20 protein-coding genes are annotated in these 20,796 nt (G+C 63.5%); 17 read left to right on the forward strand and 3 right to left on the reverse strand.

Features of this window, described 5'->3' with window-relative positions; translation table 11 throughout:
• Positions 1-71: 71 nt before the first annotated feature.
• The gene (locus AC1DBQ_RS00835; protein ID WP_476926680.1) at positions 72-869 is read right to left on the reverse strand and encodes a VWA domain-containing protein; all 798 of its coding nucleotides are present in this window, start codon (positions 867-869) and stop codon (positions 72-74) included.
• Positions 870-1,144: 275 nt separating this feature from the next.
• On the opposite strand from AC1DBQ_RS00835, the gene AC1DBQ_RS00840 reads away from it, so the two are divergent.
• From AC1DBQ_RS00840 to AC1DBQ_RS00900, 13 genes are all read left to right on the forward strand, one after another.
• Entirely contained in the window at positions 1,145-2,581 is a 1,437-nt protein-coding gene (locus AC1DBQ_RS00840) for an excalibur calcium-binding domain-containing protein (RefSeq protein WP_476926681.1), read from the forward strand.
• 241 nt (positions 2,582-2,822) lie between these two features.
• Entirely contained in the window at positions 2,823-3,935 is a 1,113-nt protein-coding gene (locus AC1DBQ_RS00845; RefSeq protein WP_476926682.1) for a DUF475 domain-containing protein, read from the forward strand.
• Positions 3,936-3,987: 52 nt separating this feature from the next.
• Positions 3,988-4,578 carry a TerD family protein gene (locus tag AC1DBQ_RS00850; RefSeq protein WP_476926683.1) on the forward strand — a complete coding sequence of 197 codons (591 nt, stop codon included), beginning with the start codon at positions 3,988-3,990 and terminating at the stop codon, positions 4,576-4,578.
• Between the two features lie 46 nt (positions 4,579-4,624).
• Positions 4,625-5,206 (forward strand): TerD family protein, encoded by a 582-nt coding sequence (locus AC1DBQ_RS00855; RefSeq protein WP_344364561.1) that lies wholly within the window; start codon positions 4,625-4,627, stop codon positions 5,204-5,206.
• Between the two features lie 68 nt (positions 5,207-5,274).
• Positions 5,275-5,856 (forward strand): TerD family protein, encoded by a 582-nt coding sequence (locus AC1DBQ_RS00860; RefSeq protein WP_476926684.1) that lies wholly within the window; start codon positions 5,275-5,277, stop codon positions 5,854-5,856.
• Positions 5,857-5,887: 31 nt separating this feature from the next.
• Entirely contained in the window at positions 5,888-7,084 is a 1,197-nt protein-coding gene (locus AC1DBQ_RS00865) for a toxic anion resistance protein (RefSeq protein ID WP_476926685.1), read from the forward strand.
• 34 nt (positions 7,085-7,118) lie between these two features.
• Positions 7,119-7,640, forward strand: a complete 522-nt coding sequence (locus tag AC1DBQ_RS00870) for a hypothetical protein (RefSeq protein ID WP_476926686.1) — start codon at positions 7,119-7,121, stop codon at positions 7,638-7,640.
• Between the two features lie 8 nt (positions 7,641-7,648).
• Complete coding sequence (locus tag AC1DBQ_RS00875; protein ID WP_476926712.1) at positions 7,649-8,191, forward strand: TerD family protein; 543 nt, start codon at positions 7,649-7,651, stop codon at positions 8,189-8,191.
• Positions 8,192-8,193: 2 nt separating this feature from the next.
• Positions 8,194-8,982, forward strand: a complete 789-nt coding sequence (locus AC1DBQ_RS00880) for a hypothetical protein (protein WP_476926687.1) — start codon at positions 8,194-8,196, stop codon at positions 8,980-8,982.
• Positions 8,983-9,017: 35 nt separating this feature from the next.
• Positions 9,018-10,199, forward strand: a complete 1,182-nt coding sequence (locus AC1DBQ_RS00885) for an HpcH/HpaI aldolase/citrate lyase family protein (protein WP_476926688.1) — start codon at positions 9,018-9,020, stop codon at positions 10,197-10,199.
• Positions 10,196-12,823 (forward strand): phosphoribosyltransferase domain-containing protein, encoded by a 2,628-nt coding sequence (locus AC1DBQ_RS00890; protein WP_476926689.1) that lies wholly within the window; start codon positions 10,196-10,198, stop codon positions 12,821-12,823. Before AC1DBQ_RS00885 ends, AC1DBQ_RS00890 begins: the two co-directional genes overlap by 4 nt.
• Positions 12,820-13,665 carry an HAD family hydrolase gene (locus AC1DBQ_RS00895; RefSeq protein WP_476926690.1) on the forward strand — a complete coding sequence of 282 codons (846 nt, stop codon included), beginning with the start codon at positions 12,820-12,822 and terminating at the stop codon, positions 13,663-13,665. Before AC1DBQ_RS00890 ends, AC1DBQ_RS00895 begins: the two co-directional genes overlap by 4 nt.
• 463 nt (positions 13,666-14,128) lie before the next feature.
• Positions 14,129-14,848 carry a hypothetical protein gene (locus AC1DBQ_RS00900; protein ID WP_476926691.1) on the forward strand — a complete coding sequence of 240 codons (720 nt, stop codon included), beginning with the start codon at positions 14,129-14,131 and terminating at the stop codon, positions 14,846-14,848.
• Between the two features lie 178 nt (positions 14,849-15,026).
• On the opposite strand, the gene AC1DBQ_RS00905 is transcribed toward AC1DBQ_RS00900, so the two are convergent.
• Positions 15,027-15,389: a hypothetical protein gene (locus AC1DBQ_RS00905; protein WP_476926692.1), complete on the reverse strand. Its 363-nt coding sequence runs from the start codon at positions 15,387-15,389 to the stop codon at positions 15,027-15,029.
• Between the two features lie 895 nt (positions 15,390-16,284).
• On the opposite strand from AC1DBQ_RS00905, the gene AC1DBQ_RS00910 reads away from it, so the two are divergent.
• Positions 16,285-17,199, forward strand: coding sequence for an Ltp family lipoprotein (locus tag AC1DBQ_RS00910; protein WP_476926693.1), 915 nt, complete (start codon positions 16,285-16,287; stop codon positions 17,197-17,199).
• 436 nt (positions 17,200-17,635) lie between these two features.
• The gene (locus AC1DBQ_RS00915; RefSeq protein WP_476926694.1) at positions 17,636-18,529 is read left to right on the forward strand and encodes a potassium channel family protein; all 894 of its coding nucleotides are present in this window, start codon (positions 17,636-17,638) and stop codon (positions 18,527-18,529) included.
• Positions 18,530-18,716: 187 nt separating this feature from the next.
• On the opposite strand, the gene AC1DBQ_RS00920 is transcribed toward AC1DBQ_RS00915, so the two are convergent.
• Positions 18,717-19,097: a VOC family protein gene (locus tag AC1DBQ_RS00920; protein WP_476926695.1), complete on the reverse strand. Its 381-nt coding sequence runs from the start codon at positions 19,095-19,097 to the stop codon at positions 18,717-18,719.
• Between the two features lie 305 nt (positions 19,098-19,402).
• Here AC1DBQ_RS00920 and AC1DBQ_RS00925 point away from each other — a divergent pair, with 305 nt between their 5' ends.
• Positions 19,403-19,855 carry an SRPBCC family protein gene (locus AC1DBQ_RS00925; protein WP_476926696.1) on the forward strand — a complete coding sequence of 151 codons (453 nt, stop codon included), beginning with the start codon at positions 19,403-19,405 and terminating at the stop codon, positions 19,853-19,855.
• Positions 19,856-19,920: 65 nt separating this feature from the next.
• Positions 19,921-20,778 carry a PhzF family phenazine biosynthesis protein gene (locus AC1DBQ_RS00930; protein WP_476926697.1) on the forward strand — a complete coding sequence of 286 codons (858 nt, stop codon included), beginning with the start codon at positions 19,921-19,923 and terminating at the stop codon, positions 20,776-20,778.
• Positions 20,779-20,796: the final 18 nt, after the last annotated feature.

Consider the following 20,796-nt stretch of genomic DNA (forward strand, 5'->3'; position numbering starts at 1 on the left):
CCTCGGAAACGTCGACGGCCTTTTCGCGTCTCCGCTCGGGAGCTTGAACCTACTGTGCCTCCAACGGAGGTTTACTTGATGAGGCGCTTGGCTCTGGCTTCCTTGAGCCAGTCCGGGAACTCGACCAGCATCTTCTTGAACAGGACCGCGTCGCTAATCGCGTCAACATCGCCGATCGGTTCATAGTTGGCGTTGTCCACGAACCGCTCCGTGAGCGTGTCCAGCTTCTCAAGGAAGACCATCGATTGCTTGCCGATGGAGAGGAATTTCCAGAAGATCGGCGCCGTCGACACCTCAGTCAGAGCCCGGACGGCCTTGGACTGGTTGTCCGGGGCGCCGTCGGTCAAAAACAGGACGTAGACAGGAATGTCTGCGGGAGTGGACGGCGCCAGGGTGGCCGGGGCGGTCGGCGCGGCCTGTGCCTTGCCGAGTCCGAAGAACCCCCTTTTCGGCGGGGTGAGCGGGGCCTGCGGTGCGGGCGGGGCGAACCCGAAGTGATCACGAATGGTCAGGAAGGCGTCGGCGTAGTTTGTGCTGCCCATGCGCCGGCCGTTGGTCAGGCGATCCACGGAGCCGGCGAAGTCATCGATATTGATTTCGCCCAAGTACGCCGCCTTGGAGTCGAAGATGAAGAAGTCGATGGCTCCGTCGTCGTCGAACTGAGTTGCCAGGGCCAGAGCCTTTTCGACAAGGCGCTGCATGGACCCTGACTTGTAGACCCGACTCATGGAGCCGGAGAAGTCCAGGGCGACGGCGACCTTGGCTTTCTGGCCGTTGAGCCCGGAGAGATCGACTGCGTGCGATGCGGTTTTGGCCAGTGAGAGGAGGCCCGGGGCCTGTTCACTGATCTTATCGAGGGAAAGTGCCATATCGGTTCCTTTTCGTTGGGTTGTGCCAACCATATAGCTGACGTGTACCGAGTTCATTTGGCGGCGCGTCGATTTCCTTGCAGGATCCCTTTAAGAGGTGATTGAGCGCGATCCCTGTTCCAGGTGGAGGAGCATCCACGCCTCGATCGCCGAAACAATGTGACGAGAATCCTGATATCTGTTTGCAAGGCCATACAATCCCCTTTGACGCACGATAGCGCCGAGGCCTGACACCCAGCAAAATGCTGAGGTGCCAAAAACATGGGGATTACAAATTGAATAACTACGAATCGCTCTTGGGAGCGCGTGAGCCGTCCGTTGGTACGCCGAAACCGCCACGGAAGCCGAAAGTTTCAACATTCGTGGTTGGAGCAATCACGCTGGCATTTATGGCGATGGGGGCTGCCACCAGCGGGCTCGGTGGGGCACTGATATTCCTCGCCATATTTGCCGCACTTACCGGCCTCTACGTTGTGATCACGGGCCGCCGCTCGTGGGCACGGCTGCCAGGCAGCCGGAAAGCCGGTGGTGTCGTCCTTGCAGCCTCTCTGGTGCTCTTCGTCGTCGGCGGGCTAACCGTCCCGCCCCGGTCGGCAGAAAGCATTGCTGCCGAGGCAGCTTCCGCGAACGAAAAGCGCGCAGCAGAAGAAGCGGCCCGCGCTTCCGCCGCTTCTTCAAAGGCTTCCTCGCCCTCCCCTTCCCCATCCCCGACCCCGACGAATACCGGGGAGCCGATGGACCCTGAGAACGTCACAGCACTCGCCACGGGCGTCAGCTATACAGCTCCTAAATCCCAGCCGGCGTACGCAACCAAAGCGCTCGACCTCCTCGCTAGTCTCCCCGTCAAGGGAACGGCGCCGACGGCAGGCTACGATGACCGCGCCATGTTCGGCCAAGCATGGGCCGACACTGACAGGAACGGTTGCGACACCCGGAACGATATTCTCAAGCGGGACCTTACGGACGTCACGTTCGCAGATGATGTGCATTGCAAAGTGGAGAGCGGGACCCTCGCGGACCCCTACACGGCAACAACGATCCACTTCCAACGCGGCCCCGACACCAGCAGTGCTGTGCAGATTGACCATGTGGTTTCCTTGGGTGACGCATGGCGTACGGGCGCCCAGCAATTATCGGGAGAGCAGCGCATGGCGTTTGCCAACGATCCCTTGAACCTTCAGGCCACGGACGGGCCGACTGACGTTCGGAAGGGGGATGGCGATGCTGCGGCGTGGCTACCCCCGATCAAGAGTTTCCAGTGCGCCTACGTCGCACGGCAGATTTCTGTTAAGGCGACTTATGAGCTGTGGGTGACCCAGGCCGAGCACGACGCGATGGCCCGCGTACTAGCAGACTGCGTCAATCAGTTGGTTCCGACCGGCGAGAAGGAAGTGGCCGTGGTAACAGCCCCCGAGACTTCAAAGGCGCCGGAACCCGCGGCAACGGCTGTGGTTGTTCCGGCACCGGTGGCACCCGCACCTGACCCGTACACTCCGGCGCCCGCGTACGTCGCGCCCGCTCCGGCGCCGTATGTTCCACCGGCACCCGCGCCTGCACCATATGTACCGCCCGCACCGGCACCGGCGCCGGCAGCAGCATATTACGCCAACTGCACTGAGGTGAGACAAGCAGGAGCCGCCCCGATCTATGCAGGCCAGCCCGGGTACAGCCGCAAGCTCGACCGCGATGGCGACGGCGTCGCGTGCGAGTAACCGTTATCGCCCGCTCTTGGTCCGACTAGTGGGCGAGAACGCCGCCCTCGCAGTCGGACCAGGGCTATGGCGGGACGAGTACGATCACAATCGAGAAACACGGGGGCGTCGCAGGGCAAAGCGTCGCACCCGCCGCATATGATGTTGGCACGAAGTCTTGGGGGATAACTTCCGGGACGATTTTCGCCGTCCTGCCGTCGTTGACTGGACAGGACCTGTCGTTTCCAGGAGTTGTTCCAGCGTGTTTCTCAAGACTTTCGGTTGGTCGTTCGCGGTCACCCTCATCGCATTGGTGGTCGTTTTTCTTTATGGCGGCCCTCAGGCACTGATTCTCTGCCTCATCTTGGGCATTCTTGAAATCAGCCTGAGCTTCGATAACGCTGTGGTCAACGCGCGAATCCTTGAGCGGATGAACCCGTTCTGGCAGAAGATGTTCCTCAGCGTGGGCATTATTATCGCCGTGTTCGGTATGCGTATCCTCTTCCCCCTGCTGATCGTGGGAGTCACCGCTGGCCTGAACCCGGTGGAAGCTGTCAGCCTGGCAATGGAAAAGGGTGACCCGCACACCCCAGGCAGTTACGGATATCTGCTGCACGAAGCCCACCCGCAGATCGCGGCCTTCGGTGGAATGTTCCTTCTGATGCTGTTCCTGGACTTCATCCTGGCCCACCGGGATATTAAATGGATCAAGTTCCTGGAGATCCCGCTCGCCCGGCTGGGCAAACTCGAAGGCGCATCGTTGATCATTGGCCTGGCGGCTCTGGCCATCGCCGGGGCGGTATCCGGCGAGCAACAGGGCATCGTCCTGCTCGCGGGCCTGCTGGGCATGATCACCTATTTCCTCGTGAACGGCCTCGGAAATCTCTTCGACGTCGATGAAGACGGAGACGTTGATGCCGCGGATGCGGACCTCGTCGTGCACTCGGGCCCTTCCGGTACGGCTCAACTGGCCGGCAAGGCCGCCCTCATGCTGTTCCTGTACTTGGAAGTCATTGACGCATCCTTCTCCTTCGACGGCGTCATCGGAGCCTTCGCTATTACCGCGGATCCGATCATCATCGCGCTCGGACTGGGCTTCATCGGAGCCATGTTCGTCCGCTCCCTGACCGTGTTCCTGGTCCGGCAGGGGACGCTGGACGAATTCGAGTACCTGGACCACGGCGCACACTGGGCCATCGGTGCCTTGGCAGTAATCCTGCTGGTTACGATCGTGGTTCCCGTCAACGAGATCGTTACCGGCCTCATCGGCGTCGTGTTTATCGGTGCGGCATTTATCGGATCGGTTCAACGCAATAAGAGGAATCGTGTCGCTGAGCAGCCTCAAACGCGCCAGTCGGCGAACGCAAACAGCTAGCTCCACATCACTTATCAAGGCAACAGCCACTACTAAGAAAGCGAGCAGTTAAATGGGTTTGAGTCTGCAAAAAGGCCAGTCGCTGTCACTGACGAAGCAGAACGGCGATTCGATGACGAACGTCCGTATGGGCCTCGGCTGGGACTCGGCTGTCCCCGCAAAAAAGGGATTCTTCGGCGGGACTAAAACGGTGGAAATCGACCTGGATGCGTCAGCCATCCTGTTTGACGCGCAGGGCCAGCACCTGGACACTGTCTTCTTCAACCAACTGACCAGCAAAGACGGTTCCATCCGCCACACAGGGGACAACCTGACGGGCGAAGGGGACGGCGACGACGAAACCCTCATGGTGAACCTGCCAAATGTGTCTCCAGCCGTCACGCACATCGTGTTTGTCATCACCAGCTACAGCCAGCAGACCTTCGACATGGTCCAGAACGCGTTCTGCCGCGTTATCGACGACTCGGCTCCAGGCAGTCCCGAAGTTGCCCGCTACGACCTCACCGAATCCGGACCGTACACGGCGATGGTCATTTCGAAGCTTTCGCGGAACGGGAACGTCTGGAACTTCCAGGCCATCGGCACGCCCGCTAACGGACGCACACCGGGCGAGGTCCTCGGCGCCGCGGCATCCGCCCTCTAGGTCTTTAGCTCTATCGAATGTACACACCGAACTGAAGGAGTACCTCTTGTCTAGCCTGACTCTTAGCAAGGGCAGCAACCTGTCACTGACCAAAGCCGACCCGGGGCTCCGCAAGGCCATGATCGGCCTCGGATGGGATCCGCGGACCACCGCCGGCGAACAGTTCGACCTCGACGCCTCGGCTCTCCTGGTCCGCGCCGACGGCAAGGTCCGCTCCAACGATGACTTCATCTTCTACAACCAGCTGTCCTCGCCGGACGGCTCTATTGTGCACCAGGGCGATAACCGAACGGGTGAGGGCGAAGGCGACGACGAGCAGATCCTGATCGACCTCGACTCGGTCGCAGCAGACATCGCAAAGATCGTCATTGTCGTGTCGATTGACCAAGCAGAGGCGCGCCGTCAGAACTTCGGCCAGGTCCGCGATGCATTCTGCAGAGTCGTGAACCAGGACACAGACAACGAGGTTGTCCGCTACGACCTGACAGAAGATGCCGCAGCGGAAACGTGCATGATCTTTGCCGAGATCTATCGAAATGGCGGCGAGTGGAAGTTCCGTGCCGTAGGCCAAGGCTATGCCTCGGGCCTCCGTGGCGTTGCCACGGACTTCGGCATCGCCCTGGACTAAAAGCCGGATGGCCCGGGCAACTCGGGCCATCCCTCCAACACCCGACAGACTGAACAAGGAGAACAACCATGGCTGGCTTGACGCTTACCAAAGGCAGTAACCTCTCGCTCACCAAGACCGATCCGGGGCTGAACAAGGTTCTCGTCGGGCTGGGCTGGGATCCTCGCACGACCACCGGTGACGCCTTCGACCTGGACGCCTCGGCGTTGCTTCTCGGCGCCGACGGCAAGGTCCGCAGTTCTGCGGACTTCATCTTCTACAACCAGCCGGCCGCAGCCGACGGCTCAGTAGTCCACAAAGGCGACAACCGATCCGGTGAGGGCGACGGCGACGACGAAGTGGTCGCCGTCGAACTCTCGGCCGTGGGCGCAGATGTTGAGCGAATCGTCTTCGTGGTCTCGATTGACCAGGCGGACACCCGCCGGCAGAACTTTGGCCAGGTACGCTCCGCATACTGCCGCGTCGTCAACCAGGAGAGCGACGCGGAGGTGGTCCGCTACGACCTGAGCGAGGATGCGGCGCCGGAAACCTGCATGATTTTCTCGGAGCTCTACCGGCATAACGGCGAGTGGAAGTTCAAGGCCGTCGGCCAGGGGTACGCGACGGGCCTCGCCGGGATCGCCGCGGACTTCGGCGTGCAGCTCAGCTAAGCCCCGAGACCACAGAAAGAGAGACGCAATTATGAGCATGCAACTCACTCCGCCAGAGACGTCATCATCGACTCCCCTCGTCCTGAACGCTCCGGAGGCTCCGGGCATCGTCAAGGAAGACGACGCCCCGGGCATGGTCCCGGTCCCGGTCGAACGCCAGCAGGAGATCAACGCCCAGGCTCGTGCCTTCATCACCGAAGTGTCGGCCATGAGCCCGTTCAGCCCCGAATACTCCAGCAAGATCGATGGCATCAACCGGCTTGGCGGCCAGCAGCTCGTGGCATCCGCCAACACCTCGAGCCGGCTCCTGGAGCGGTCGTCCACGTCGCTGGCCGGCGCGAAGAAGTCCGGCAGCAGCGCCCAAGTGCAGGTCGCCTCAACGCTCGGTGAGCTTCGTTCCACCGTGGAAGACCTCACGCCCAACAACGCTGACCTGGGCGTCGGCCGGAAGATCCTTGGAATCATTCCGGGCGGCAACAAGCTCGCTAAGTATTTCCAGAGATATGAGAGTGCCCAGACCCAGCTCGACAAGATCATCAAGTCCCTGATGGCGGGCCAGGACGCGCTGCTCAAGGACAACGCCTCCCTGGCGCAGGAAAAGACCCAGCTGTGGGAGACGATGCAGGGGCTGAGCGAATACGCGGTATTCGCCAAGGCCCTGGACACGGCGACAGCCAACCGGGTCGATGAGATGAAGATGCAGGGCCAGATCGAAGAGGCGGGCAAACTCGACTCTGACGTGCTGTATCCGATCCGCCAGCGCCACCAGGACATTCTGACCCAGCTGGCCGTTTCGGTGCAGGGCTATCTAGCTATCGACTTGATCCGCAAGAACAATACCGAGCTGATCAAGGGCGTTGAACGGGCCCGCACGACGACGATCTCCGCGCTGCGGACTGCCGTTATTGTGGCCCAGGCGCTGGCGAACCAGAAGATGGTGCTGGATCAGATCGACGCCATTAACACGACGACCAACAACATGATTCTGAAGACCAGCGAGATGCTCAAGGATCAGACCGCACGGATCCACCAGCAAGCGGCCAGTTCCGGGGTCAGCGTGGAAACGCTGCAGAAGGCGTTCGACAATGTCTTCCAGACCATGGACGCCATCGACACCTTCCGCTCCCAGGCCAACAAGAGCATGGAAGGCACCGTGCATGCCCTCGAAACCGGGCTGGAACGGGCCCGCCCCTACCTGGACAGGGTGCGGCAGCAGGAAGGGAATTAGTGGTCATCAGGCCTGAGCAATAGGCTTACGGGCTATGGTCGCAAAATTCTTAGGCTCGCTGTTTGGCGGCGGAGCGGTGCCCCGCTCTGCCGCCTTCACCAGTGACGAATCTCCCGCCGCCGTCGATACGGCTGCAGATGAACTGACACTCACCGGGAACGCGCTCGAAGAGCTGCGACAGATGGTGCTGGCCAATGGCAACCAACTGCCTCCCCTCGTGGTGTCACAGGTGCTGCAGTTGACCGACATCCTGCGCGCCCTGATCGGCTACATCGGCCGGTCGGGGGCGTCCACCGAGCAGCGCGTCCTGCTGAACGCCGTCATCACCGACTATCTTCCGTCCCCGCTGCGGGCATACCTGATGCTGGGCGTTGGCTCGCGGCGAGACGAATCCGCCGACACGACGGTGCTGCTGGAACAGCTCGACACGCTCTACTCCACCGTCCAAAACCTGGACAACCAAGTCCGCACTGGGGCTATTACGGAGCTGGCAGTCCACGGCCAGTTCCTCAGGGACAAGTTTGATATTGATGGTCTTCATCTGGAAGGACGCTAGTGGCTTCAATGGTCGCGGGCAGCAACGCCGCCCTCACTGCTGAGAACCCCGGACTGGACAAAGTGATGCTGGGACTCGGCTGGGACATAGTCCCTAGCCGCGGCCCGCAAGCCGAGCTGGTCCCCATGGTGATCATGTGCGGGACCGATGGCCGCGCCATCTCGGATGACCACCTGGTCTTCTTCAACCAGATCGCCAGCCCCGAAGGCAGCATCTCCTTCGCCGGCGCGGAAGACCAGGAACAGATCGACGTCGACCTCAACCGGGTGCCCGAGTCGGTCCACAAGATCGCCGTGCTCCTCTACGTGGATCCGGACGTGCGGGGGCCAGGTACCTTCGGGGCCGTCAAAAACGCCTACCTGCGGGTCGCCACCGACCAAAACCGGGAGCTCCTTCGTTTCACGGTACCGCGGGGGAACCTCGACAAGATCAACGCCATGATTCTCGGGGAGCTCTACCGGCACGCCGGGGGCTGGAAATTCCGTGCTCTCGGCCAGGGCTATGAGGCCGGGCTCGCAGCCGTTGCCGCCGACTTCAAGTTGAGGCTCTGAACATGGCGCTGAACCGAACCTCGCCGCGGACCGACATCGGGTACCTCAGCCGGCGCCGCAAGCCGGTGGGGCAGCCGGAGCCTCTTCGACCCACTGCGCAAAGTACAGCAACGTCGCCTGAGCCCGGCGCCAGCCCGTCGTCCAACGAATTGACGCTCGACGCAAGCCGGACGGGTTCCAGCGGACTCACGCTCAATGCCAGCCCGGTGCGCATACCGTCCACGAGGGCTTCAGTGGCTTCAAAGCCGGCGCCCCGGCCCGCTCCGGCCGCATCGGACCGGCTGTTCCCGGCCCCGGATTTTGGCAGCGTCCGCGAGTTGGGCGAAGCCAACCCGGTGGTTCGGCTGAACGCCAGGCAATCCGCGATTGGCTCACTCCTCGTAGCCGGGGTTCGCTCGGTGGCTTGGGAGGACCAGGAGCTCACCACGGGCGCCCACCACGCGGAGGGGCATAAGGCCGGCACCGCCGTCCTCACCCCGGGAAACCGGCCCCTGGCCGACATGCAGGACGGGGCCGGCATAGTGTCCCTGCGTCACGTCCGGCTCGTGCGCCGCCTCCTGTTCGTCGCAGGTGAGGCCCCGATGACGGTCGGAGTCTTCGACGGCGCGGCCGCCGCCATTGCCGCCCGGAACGATGCTGGGTTGCGGAGCGTTCTGTACGTCGGGCGGGTCGGCGCGGTCCTGGAAATCCGCGCCGAGTTCGTCGCGGCAGACGCGTCTGACAAGGCCATCTGGGCCATGTTCGGTTTCACGATGACCCTCCCGCTGGACCAACGGGTCCACCTGCGCTGATCCGGCAGCGCACCGCAGACCACAACTAGGGGACAATGCAGCACTTCAAAGCCTTGGCCGAATCCGTCAGGGACCGGCTCTTCCACCTGCGCCCCGAACTCCTTCACCGCACCTCGGACCCCGGCCTGCTGGCGGTCGCGCTGGGTGCCACTCTGTATTCGCCGGCCACCAGAAGCTCACTGGCAGCCGGAATCCGGAAACAGACGGCGGCGGGGTGCCTCAGCATCGTCGTCTGCCTCGAAGACGCCGTTCCCGACGAGGAAGTGCCCGCCGCGGAGGAGAACCTCCTCGTGGCACTGGAGCAACTGTCGCTGGACGATCCGGACGAACTCCCGCTGATTTTCATCCGTTGCCGGACGCCCGAACAGCTGCTCGACGTCGGACGCAGGGCAGGTGCCGCCCTCGGAGTCGTCTATGGCTTCGTCCTGCCCAAATTCGAGAACGAGACAGGCCGGGGGCGCGCCTTCCTGAAGGCACTGCAGGTGTTGAACGAAGAGGCAGGACGCGCCGGGGACTCCAAGGAACACCCCCTGAAGGCGATGCCGATCATCGAGGACCTTTCGACAACCCACTTGGAGTCACGCGTCCGGGTGCTGACGGACAACCTGGCCCTGGTCGAAGAGTTCCGTGACCTGGTGCTGTGCGTCCGGATCGGTGCCACGGACATGTCCAGTGCCTTTGGCCTGCGGCGTTCCCGCGACCTGACCATCTACAACGTCAAGGTCGTCGCGAACATCATAGGCGACGTCGTGAACATCTTTGGCCGCCCAAATGACGGCTGGGTCATCTCCGGCCCCGTGTGGGAACACTTCGTCAACACAGAACGGGTCCTGAGGCCGCAGTTGCGATCTACGCCGTTCGAAGCCGTCAACGAGGGCGAGCTCCGTCAGCGCATCCTGATGGACAATCTGGACGGCCTGATTCGAGAGATCGAATTGGATCTGGCCAACGGGCTGCTGGGCAAGACCGTCATCCATCCCAGCCACGTGCCCGTGGTGCACTCCATGTGCGTCGTGAGCCACGAGGAATACCTCGATGCCCTGGACATCGCCGGGAGCGCAGGCGGTGGTGTCAAAGCATCGTCCTATGGAAACAAGATGAATGAGTTGAAACCACACCGCGCATGGGCCGAGCGCACCCTGTTGCGTGCCAGGGCCTTCGGGGTCGCGAGGCCTGGCGTCAGTTTTGTCGAACTACTGGAAGCGAGCATGCGGTGAAGCAACTCTCTACGGATGCTCCCTGGAGCGGCGGTTACGTGCGCGATGCCCTGGGCGTCGAATTGTCCTCAGACCACAGCCGCAGTGTGCTGCCGGTGACAGCACTGGTCGGGCTGGCGCTACGGCACAATCCCAAAAGGGCCCATCTGCTCGTCTCCCGGGTGCTCGCCAAGCACGTCCCCACCGAACCCGGGATCGCGACGTCAGCGGGACAGCTTCTGGGGCTTCTGGTCCGCAGGGAACTCCAGGTGCCCGCCGCTGCCGGTCCGGATGCAGACGCCCGTTCTCGCGGTGCCGGATCGCTGACCGCCGTCATCAACGAGGCGGCGGGAAGGCTGGCGCGCCTATTGGAAGGCGGCACGGCCCGGAGCGAGGACGAGCGACGCCGCAGGATTGCCGAAGTGGCCGGTCTGGGCGAACTGCTCGCCCGATGGCAAACAGAACTTCCCGGCGTCGTGACCGTCGGTTACGCCGAAACCGCCACCGGGCTTGGCCAGCTGGTGGCCGGGCAACTGGGGACCTATTACATCCACTCCACCCGGCAGAGCAACAGCCGGGTGGAGCCCTACGGCGCGTTCGAGGAAATGCATTCGCACGCAACCTCCCACCGCTTGCTGCCGACCAGCCGAGCCGCCCTCGACCTGGCCGAGACCGTGGTCCTGGTGGATGACGAGCTAAGCACCGGCGCCACGATCATCAACACCATCCGCGAACTGCACCGCATCGCACCGCACCGCCATTACATCGTCGCCTCCCTGGTAGACCTGCGCTCCACGGCAGACCGGGACCGCCTTGATGAGCTGGCACGCCAACTCGGAGCAAGGATCAGCGCCGTGGCACTGGCGCAGGGAGGCATCCAGCTGCCGGAAACGCTCGCTTCGGACGCGGCGGAGCTCATCAGCACCATCCCGCTCTCGCGGGCCGCGGTCACCGGACCGGGCCGGATACAACTGTTGGACCTGCGCGGAATCGTGCCACCCATCCGCAGCCCCCGCTTCGGCGTGGCCGGGCGTCCCAATCCGGACCAGGCGGCGGGCATTGCGGACGCCCTGGCCGCGGCCCTTGGCAACCGCGGCGAAGCGGAGGCCCGGGTGCTGGTGCTCGCCACGGAGGAATTCATGGCACTGCCCCTGGCGGTCGCCGCCCGGCTGCAGGAGCTGCGCCCTGACGCCGACATCCGCTATTCCACCAGTACCCGCTCACCGATCGCCGCGCTGGACGAACCGGACTACGCGATCCGTTCGGCGATTGCCTTCGGCAGCGACGACGACGCCCCTGACGGGCCCGGGCCGCGGTTTGCCTACAACTTCATGCACCCGGACGGGCGCTTCGATACGGTGCTGATCATGGCAGAACCCGGCACCGCGGAGTCCGCACTTCTGGCCCCCGGCAAGATCGCCGAGGCCGTCTCCGGCAGCACGGACGATGTCCGACTGGTCATGTTGCCGGGCCAGCCACCGTTCCCGACGCCACTGCTCGGACCCGCCTTCGGCTCCTATCTGCCCGAGGACGTCGAATGGCTACTAAAGGACCTGAGTTCCGCGCAGCTGGAAGCGCCGAGGGAAGAACGTGAAGCCGCCATCCAGTCCGGGAAGGCCAGCTACGCCGAATCGCTGCCGCAGGAGTACGAACCCTCGCCCGAATACGGCACCTTGTTCCAGGCAGCGCTGGAGAGCACGGCCACCAGGATCGCCCACGCCGTAGGAACGCTTACCGAGCAAGTCCTGAAGCTGCGCGGCAACGCACCTGTGCTGGTTTCCCTCGCCCGCGCCGGAACTCCCGTTGGCATCCTGATGAAACGTTGGGCCTGGGAAGTCCACGGACTGAAGCTGCCGCACTACGCCATCAGCATCGTGCGTGGGCTCGGCATCGACCAGACCGCCCTCGGTTATCTCGCGTCCCGGCACAACCCGGACGACATCATGTTTGTCGACGGCTGGACCGGCAAGGGCGCCATCGCCCGCGAACTCGCCGCCGCCGTCGAACTCTTCCGACAGACCGATGGGCCGGCGTTCCGTCCCGACCTTGCCGTTCTCGCGGACCCGGGGCACTGCGTCCGGATCTTCGGCACGCGAGATGACTATCTGGTCCCCTCGGCCTGCCTAAACTCGACCGTTTCCGGACTCGTCTCCCGGACTGTCTTCAACAAAGCGCTGATTAGCCCCGGCGATTTCCACGGAGCCAAGTTCTACTCGGAACTGGCTGGCAGCGACGTCTCCGGCGACTTCCTGGCAGCCGTCACGGCCCAGTTCCCCGGTGTCCGGGACGATGTCCTGCGGGCAGCAGCGCACGCACCTTCAGACATCGCAAGGCTCCCGGAAGCAGACTGGTCCGGATGGTCCGCCGTCGAGCAGATCAGCCGCACCTTCGGCATCAACAACGTGAACCTGGTCAAACCAGGTGTCGGCGAAACCACCAGGGTCCTCTTGCGGCGCGTACCTTGGAAGGTGCTGGTGCGCCCCGAGGCTGTGCCGGAGCTCGCCCACGTGCTGCATCTGGCCGAACAGCGCGGCGTCGAGGTGATGGAGGTCCCTGACCTGGCTTACAGCTGCGTCGGACTGATCCATCCGCTGCACACGCCCGGAGCAACCGGCGCCGACGGCAAGACCGTGGTGGACGTATGAGCGTTCACTCAAGTGGCGCGCCGGTCATGGTGGCCAGCGATCTGGACCGCACGTTGATCTATTCGGCGAACTCCATGGCGCTCGTGGGAAGCGACCACCTGGCGCCCCGGATGGTGGTCGCCGAGGTCTACGACGCGGCACCGCTGTCGTTTATGACCCGGGCCGCGGAGGAGCTGCTCGAAGAGATCGTGGAGCGGAGCGTCTTCGTGCCCGTCACCACCCGCACCCGGGCGCAGTTCTCCCGCGTGCGGCTGCCCGGGTCCGGCCGCGGGTACGCCGTGACGACGAACGGCGCCGTGCTGCTGCACGACGGCGAGCCGGACGGCGACTGGTCGCGGCACATCCAGCGGTCTTTGGGGTCAGACTCTGCGCCCTTGGACGACGTGTTGGGCCACCTCAGGGGCGGCGCGGCAGTCCCCGCCGTCTTGAGGGTCCGGACCGCCGAAGAATACTTTGTGTACTCGATCGTTGACCGGCAGGCGCTACCTGACGCGTACCTGGACGAGCTCGGCGCCTGGTGCGAGGCCCGCGGTTGGACGACGTCGTTGCAGGGGCGGAAGCTCTACTGTGTGCCGGCCCCGATCACCAAGGAAGCCGCTGTGGACGAGGTCCGGCGGCGGAGCGGATCAGGTCTTCTTGTAGCCGCGGGCGACTCCCGGCTGGATGCGGGCATCCTCGAGCTGGCGGACATCGCGATCCGTCCATCGCACGGCGAACTCGACAGCGACTCGTTCACCCTGCCGAACCTGACGGTGACTTCGGCTTCCGGAGTCCTGGCCGGCGAGGAGATCCTGCGTTTCGTCAGCGGCGTCCTGGCGGAAACGCTGGCTCCGCTCCCCTAGTGTGTCGCCGAGCAGAGGACGTGACCCCACCACGTTCCAATCCGTCTGCCGCTAGGGGCGCTACGAGCGGCACCCTACTTTCTCCTGTCGTGCAACTGCGCGAAGCACCTGCCGGTCGAACTCGTACTCCTACGCGTCAAATCAGGCCGTTCGTTCAACGATCCAGGTTCATCTGCAGTCCGCCGCATCAACGTGCGGCGACCCGCAAGGGTGGCGTCAAAACTGGCGACGTCCACAGGCGGCTCCCGTGTGCTGATGCAGGGCTGGGAGCACATCGCCCGGACGGGTCGGGCCGTGGAGGCCCCGGCAAAGCCCGACCCGCCTAGCTGCCGCAATAAACGGGTCCGAGGTCGTCATGCGTGCCCGTTCCCCGCACAATGGGTTTCGGGCCGGCAGAGTTGCCGGCCCCGACCCGGCGTGCGGCTACCGCACGGACGCGGCATGATCACCATTGGGGAGAGCCATGAGTAACGAATATCGGCTCGGCGACGGAACGCCGCGCTACGGATCCCGCTCCGAGAGCTATGCGCGTGAGGAGGCGGCTCCGGCCGCCGCACTGCGCGTGGAGGAAGCCGCGGAAGGTGCCGCGCGCCTCGGGCTGGACGAGATGGCCGCCGCCATCGACCGCCGGCTGACCAGCTCCTGGGCCGACAACGACAACCCTCTTGTGAGGGCAATGCGGGCCGCCCACCCCGAAGAACTGGCGGCCGCCCGCGCCCTCGTCAAACTGCACCTGGGCAGCCAGCGCCAGTGGCGGCTGAAGGCCGAGGCCGTGCGGAACAAGGGTCTGGCGGCGACGATGCGCCGGCGCCGGTCCTCCGGCAGCGCACGGGAGGTCTTTGCCCTGCGCGCCATCCTGATGGTCGGGCTCATCGCACTGCCGACCTACATCGTCGCTACCGACCGGGAAGACCTGCTCAAACTCGTCCTCGTCGGCATTGGCTGCGTTGCGGTGGCGATGATGGGCGGGCACTACATCACTGTCCACGCGCGGGTGCCGGTGATGCCGAACATTCGGGCCGCCTGGCTGGCCGAGCTCCGCCAGGACATTGTCGATGCCACCTTGGTCGCCATCCTGCAGAACAACGGCGCCGGACTCGACGCACGGACCGCCGCCGCGGGCCGGCGCGGGTGGACGAGCATCCAGACCGCGGCCAAAGCCATGGACGCACTCCACAGCTGACCCGCTTTCGGTACACGACTGCCGCATCCAGTGGGGGAAGCTTCGCCTCGACCGTGCCCGCGGAACAAACCAACCGCCTGACCGGATTTTTACTGATGGCTGTAAATCAACAAACCCCGACGACAACAGGAAGGTCCCGCATGGTTCGTTGGTGCGGGACCTTCCTGTGCCCGACCGATTAGGCGCCGCGCTTCTCCCGTGACAGCCCAAGGCCCATGACGATGAGGACGGGGGCGGCCAGAAGAAGCGAGGTTACGAGCAGGGCCGCCCCGAAATACGGCAGGGCCAGACCGATGAGTCCCAACAGCAAGGCAAGGCCGGCGAAGCTCAGGGACGTCATCGGTGATCCGTGGCTCCGGCTGCGCTGGTTGGACAGGAGGACGATGCCGGCAGTGATGTTGCCCAGTGCCGCTACCAAGATGAGGAATGCCATAAATGCCGTGCCGCCGCCTGCGCTGAAGCCGGCGATGGACGGGACGAATAGCCACGTACCAAGAGCGATCCCTACGATGCCGGACGCGACACGGTAGCCGGAAGACATGGGACCCTTTGAAACGGCCGGAACCCATTGGCTCGGCTGCTGGTTATACGGGCCTGGTAGTGGCTGAGCGTACGGTCCAGGGGCCGCATAACCCTGCGGCGGGTACACGGCTTTGTGTTGCCCATAGGCCTGCGGCTGGCGGGGGTATCCACCTGGCGCGGCATACTGAGGCGGAGCCTCTTGAATCGGTGCCTGGAACTGCGGCTGGCCGTAGCCCTCGGGCTGCGGGGCCGGGTACTGCGGTGTCGATTGGGGCGCCTGCGATGCGGGCAAGAGCGGCGGAAAGTTCTCAGTCAAGGTTCCCCGTGGGTAGTGTTGGGACCGCTGCCAGACTAGCCGCGGCAACATGGATCAAGCTGATGTGACGCCGCGCGGTCCGCGTGCCGTGGTCTGATCGTTCACAGATTACATCCAGCAAGCCCCCAGAGCCGATCTCTCGTCGCGGATCATTTGCAGATGTCGAATATTGCGTCCTACAACGTCAAGAAGCGGCGATCGGCGGGGACGGTCAGCGTCACCCCCCAGGGGGCTCGGCGGTTGCAGCCCGTTATTGCTATCAGACTGCGGCTCTCAGTCCACACCCGAGGCCTCCGCCTCGGGACACCGACAGGCTAACCACTATTGAACGCTGGCGCTTTCCGAACGTCGCTCGAGATGTCTTTTTTCCATGCGATTGCATTCAATTCGGGAATGAACGTGTAGCATCCGTTTTGCGGGCACTTACGCCCGTGACGCTACTGGGGGAAGCGAACATGCTTGTAACTGTTGGCTGGCGCGATGAACCGCCTCGGCGGCCCGCGCTCCACGCTGGGTTCCCCCTATGTGCGTCCATCACCGCACCCACTCCGCACGCTTCGCATCGCACGTCGGTCAGGTGTCCTATGAAAGGACTCTCATGAGCCAGCCCCCGAACCTCGCCCCCTATCCCCCGGCATACGGATATGGACAGGAAAAACAGAGCAATAAGTCTTTCCTCGTGACATGGCTGTTCTCCCTCCTCCTCGGCGTTTTCGGCGTGGACCGTTTCTATCTGGGCAAAGTCGGAACCGGCATCCTCAAGCTGATCACCTTCGGTGGCCTGGGCATCTGGGCCCTGGTCGATCTCATCCTCGTACTGGCGAACAAAACCCGCGATAAGCAGGGTCTTCCGCTGGAGGGCTACGACAAGCACAAGAAAATTGCCCTGATCGTCACCGCCGCCTTCCTCCTCCTGAGCATCATCATCAATGCCAGCCGCGCAGGAGCTGCCACATCGTCCGCCTCACCCGCTTCCGCCGTAAGTGGCGCTACGGCTACCCCGACAGCGACCGCAACGGAGGATCCCGCGGTCGCCAAGGCTGAGGCCGACGCCAAGGCCAAGGCTGACGCTGACGCTGCTGCTAAGGCGGCGAAGGCCGAGGCTGACGCTAAAGCCAAGGCCGACGCTGACGCTGCTGCCAAAGCCAAGGCGGACGCTGACGCTGCTGCCAAGGCGGCGAAGGCAGAGGCTGACGCTGCTGCTAAGGCTGCCGCTGAAGCTGGGACGACCAGTCAGCAAAACGCTCTGCGGAAAGCTGCCGATTACCTCGATTACCAAGCCTTCTCGCGCAAGGGTCTGATCGAACAGCTGGTCTACGAGAAGTATTCGACACCGGATGCGACTTGGGCTGTTGACCGCGTGACAGTCGACTGGAACGAGCAGGCAGCCAAAAAAGCCAAGGATTACCTCGAATACCAGTCCTTCTCGCGTTCCGGGCTGATCGACCAACTGACCTACGAGGGCTTCAGCCCGGCGCAGGCAGAGTACGGAGTGAGCAAGACTGGTCTCTAGCGGCCTGTCACAGTTCGATTTGTGACAGTTCAAGGTCACCGGGACCAAGCCCGGCTTCCCGACGTTCTCGAGAACGTCCGTCCCAACTGCAGCCGTGGCTAAATAGCCAGTCGCATTCGCCCGACCCCGACCACTGCGATCGCAAGTAAACCCCGCCAGCTCGACGTTCTGGCGGGGTTTACTTGCATAGACCGAAGCGCCCAGATGCCGGGTCGAGATGGTGGCGAAGCTCGAGGTGTCAATTGAAAAACGGCTGCTGCCCAGGCCGCTGGCGCCCTGGGTCGACACCACGGGGCCGGTCACGAAGAACAGGATGACCAGCAGTTGGAAGGCTCTCAGCACAGCGGGGGGACCCCGCCCGTCGGGGGCCGTCCTGCGGGCCCGTTGCCCGGACCGTGTGGCTGCTCCTCAAAGAGCACCGCCCATAAGATGAGGCATGGACTTCGAGGACACGCTCTGGACGGTTTTGGGGACCGGGCTGGTTCTGCTGATGCTCATTGACGTCTTTCGCACACTCCTTTATCCGCACGGTTCCGGTCCTCTGGGCCGGGCGATTATGCGCGGATTCTGGCTTGTATCAAGAAAACTGCGGGGCCGGGGCTCCTTCATAGCAGCCCCCTTGGCGATGGCCGCCGTCATTGGTACCTGGGCAGGCTTGGCGGCCATCGGCTGGGCTCTGCTATACCTGCCCCATCTGACGGACGGTTTTGTATACGGAGCCGGGGTTCCGCTGCGGGCCGACTTTGCCGAAGCCCTCTACATCTCTATGGTCACTCTTTCCACCGTGGGGTTCGGCGATATCGTGGCAACGGATCCGGTGCTCAGGCTGGTTGTCGCCTTCCAGGCCGTCACCGGTTTCGGTTTGCTGACAGCAACGGTCACTTGGATCCTGCAGACGTTCCCGGCCCTGAACCGCCGCCGGGCCCTTGCCCACCAGCTGACTCTGTTCAGGGAGGCTGCCGGTCCGGCCGGTGTATTGGACATGGAGCCCAGTCACGCTACCGGATTGCTGGAGGCAATTGCCGGAAACGTAGCTACGGTGACCATAGACCTGCTTGCGTTCCATGAAACCTACTACTTCCGTGAAATTGAGCAGCGCGGCTCCTTGCCCGCCACGGTGGCCTACGCCCAGGAGCTGGCATCCCAGGCCCAGCGCAGCGAGAGCCCTGAACTGCAGTTCGCTGGGCGGATGCTCCACGCGGCGCTGGACGGACTCGCGGAGGTCCTTCGCGGCAAATTCGGCCATTCCGGAGCCACATCTTCCGATGTGTTCGACAGCTACGAGCTGCACCACCGGCACCTCCGAGGTGGGAAACCCGACACGAACTAGCGTGCGGGTAGCCGCTGCTGCGAACCCTGCTGTTCTGAACGCGCTCGTTGCCCAGTCCAGTTGTCCAGTCCAGCGGCGACGTCAGGCTCGAAACCGGCTCCCGCCTTGAAGGCGCGGTCCAGTTCCCTCCGGCTCCGTTGCCGGCGGTAGCGATGTTATGAGTCGTTGATCGGTGTCAGACTCCGGCCTACGCGCGCTGGGAGATGCTGATGATGTTGTCCTCGCTGTCCAGGAACCAGGCTGCCTTCCCCCAGCTAGCGGTGGCAATGCCGTTCTCCGTCTTCAGGCCGGGAAAATTGTAATCTTCAAAGACGACGGCGCGGCCTCGCAGTTCCTCCATCTCGCGTTCGAGATTGTCCGTTTCCCAGCCCAACTGGGTGTTCTTGGCTGTCCCTGCATTCTCTGTCTGGTAAACAAGGAAGCGGGTTCCTTGGCCGCAGCTGTACATAACGCTGCCCTCCTCCATGGATTCGGAGGGTTCGATTCCCAGCTTGTCCCGGTAGAACTCCTTCGCCCTGTTGATGTCCTTCGCAGGGAGGACAGCCATGATGTTTGAATCCTTGAGCATGATGATTCCCTTCAGTGCGTTGATGTTCGCAGCGATGGCGTTGCTCCCCCCGGTTTCGGTCCCCGGAATCCTGTCCGGAGCCCGTGGCCGTCCCTTGCGCAAAGCCGGGGCAGCCACCTGGGACTCTTCAACGCCGCGCCACCCATCACCAGCGCGAGGGTTCCCCGAAGCTTATGTGGTCATTATGGACCGATTTGTGTCTGCGGAAATAGGGCCGCGTGGTATCCGACTGACGTCTTGCGCGCAGCACCGCCGTGTCGGCAACACTGCTTCCGTCAGCGCCCGCCCGGTGCCAGAGTTGAAGAATGAACGAGCAGCCCGGCGGCCTGATCCTGAATCTGGAGTGCACGCTCAACGAGCCCCGTGAACGCATTTTCAGGATGTTGTCCGAGCCAGCCGAATTGGTGAAGTGGTGGGGCCCGCACGGCTTCACCATCCCCGAGGCGGAACTCAACCTCGTGGTGGGCGGTCGCTACCGCCTCACCATGAAGCCGCCCGACGGCGAGCCCTTCCACCTCTCCGGCAAGTTCCTGGAAATCGACCCGCCGTGGCGCCTTGTCTACACCTTCGTCTGGGAGGAACCCACTCCCGATGACCGTGAAACCGTCGTCGATCTCTCGCTTGCGGAAGCAGAGAATGCCTCTCGCCTGATGCTCTCGCAGGGACCGTTCCTGACGGACGAACGCCTTGAACTGCACCGCGGAGGCTGGACTGATTCGTTTGAGAAACTTCGCGTTGTCACGGACGCCCACGCCTAGAAAAGTACGGCCAGCAGGGCGCATGGCGGCCTCCGCCATCTGGACCGCTGTGCGACGATGTCCGAATGGAACAGACCACGGAAGTCCTGCGTTATGCCGCCTTTACCACCACCCCCGACGGCGGAAATCCGGCGGGAGTAGTCCTGGACGCAACCCGACTCGATGATGCCCGGATGCAGGCCGTCGCGGCCGACGTCGGATATGCCGAGACGGTCTTTGTCACGGAGGTGTCGGTTGACGGGGACTCCCGCCGGAACCGTGTGCGGTACTTCTCCCCGATTGCCGAGGTGCAGTTTTGCGGCCATGCCACGATTGCTTTGGCCATCGCGCTGTCAGGGCGTGACGGTACGGGGACCTTTGTTTTCGACACGCCGGTTGGGCCTGTCGCGATCGAGACTGCAGGCCAGGGCTCAGCGGTGACGGCATCCTTCACGAGCGTGGAGCCGCGAATCGCCGAGTTCCCCGACGGTGTTCTGAGCACCCTGCTCGGGTTGCTCGGAGTGGCCCGGGATGAGCTGCACCCGGCGTACCCGCCGATGATCGCCTTTGCCGGAAACTGGCACCCCATTCTCGTCTTCGCAGAACGAAAGACTTTTGACTCGTTCGTGTTCGACCCGGATATCATGCGCACGCTGATGGATGCCCAGAACTGGGCCGGCACCGTCACGACGCTCTACGAGATGGGGCCGGGCGAGTTCGACTCGCGCAACCTTTTCCCGGTGGGCACCATCACCGAAGATCCGGCGACCGGGTCGGCTGCCGCTGCTTTCGGCGGATACCTGCGCTTGCTAGCGCTCGTGGAGCCGCCACGCCGGGTGGTGGTGCACCAAGGCAGCCATGTCGGCCGCCCGAGCGTGCTCACCGTCGACATTCCCCCGACCGGCGGGATTGTCGTGAGCGGTGAAGCCGTCGAGATCAGTTGAATCGTACGAGCCGGTCCC

Source organism: Arthrobacter sp. 10T413_2 (assembly GCF_056394205.1).

Bases quoted from the DNA above. Each gene is read 5' to 3' on its own strand.
- AC1DBQ_RS00835 (WP_476926680.1), bottom strand. From the start codon at position 869: ATGGCACTTTCCCTCGATAAGATCAGTGAACAGGCCCCGGGCCTCCTC.
- AC1DBQ_RS00850 (WP_476926683.1), top strand. From the start codon at position 3,988: ATGGGTTTGAGTCTGCAAAAAGGCCAGTCGCTGTCACTGACGAAGCAG.
- AC1DBQ_RS00860 (WP_476926684.1), top strand. From the start codon at position 5,275: ATGGCTGGCTTGACGCTTACCAAAGGCAGTAACCTCTCGCTCACCAAG.
- AC1DBQ_RS00865 (WP_476926685.1), top strand. From the start codon at position 5,888: ATGAGCATGCAACTCACTCCGCCAGAGACGTCATCATCGACTCCCCTC.
- AC1DBQ_RS00870 (WP_476926686.1), top strand. From the start codon at position 7,119: ATGGTCGCAAAATTCTTAGGCTCGCTGTTTGGCGGCGGAGCGGTGCCC.
- AC1DBQ_RS00875 (WP_476926712.1), top strand. From the start codon at position 7,649: ATGGTCGCGGGCAGCAACGCCGCCCTCACTGCTGAGAACCCCGGACTG.
- AC1DBQ_RS00880 (WP_476926687.1), top strand. From the start codon at position 8,194: ATGGCGCTGAACCGAACCTCGCCGCGGACCGACATCGGGTACCTCAGC.
- AC1DBQ_RS00885 (WP_476926688.1), top strand. From the start codon at position 9,018: ATGCAGCACTTCAAAGCCTTGGCCGAATCCGTCAGGGACCGGCTCTTC.
- AC1DBQ_RS00895 (WP_476926690.1), top strand. From the start codon at position 12,820: ATGAGCGTTCACTCAAGTGGCGCGCCGGTCATGGTGGCCAGCGATCTG.
- AC1DBQ_RS00900 (WP_476926691.1), top strand. From the start codon at position 14,129: ATGAGTAACGAATATCGGCTCGGCGACGGAACGCCGCGCTACGGATCC.
- AC1DBQ_RS00905 (WP_476926692.1), bottom strand. From the start codon at position 15,389: ATGTCTTCCGGCTACCGTGTCGCGTCCGGCATCGTAGGGATCGCTCTT.
- AC1DBQ_RS00910 (WP_476926693.1), top strand. From the start codon at position 16,285: ATGAGCCAGCCCCCGAACCTCGCCCCCTATCCCCCGGCATACGGATAT.
- AC1DBQ_RS00915 (WP_476926694.1), top strand. From the start codon at position 17,636: ATGGACTTCGAGGACACGCTCTGGACGGTTTTGGGGACCGGGCTGGTT.
- AC1DBQ_RS00920 (WP_476926695.1), bottom strand. From the start codon at position 19,097: ATGCTCAAGGATTCAAACATCATGGCTGTCCTCCCTGCGAAGGACATC.
- AC1DBQ_RS00925 (WP_476926696.1), top strand. From the start codon at position 19,403: ATGAACGAGCAGCCCGGCGGCCTGATCCTGAATCTGGAGTGCACGCTC.
- AC1DBQ_RS00930 (WP_476926697.1), top strand. From the start codon at position 19,921: ATGGAACAGACCACGGAAGTCCTGCGTTATGCCGCCTTTACCACCACC.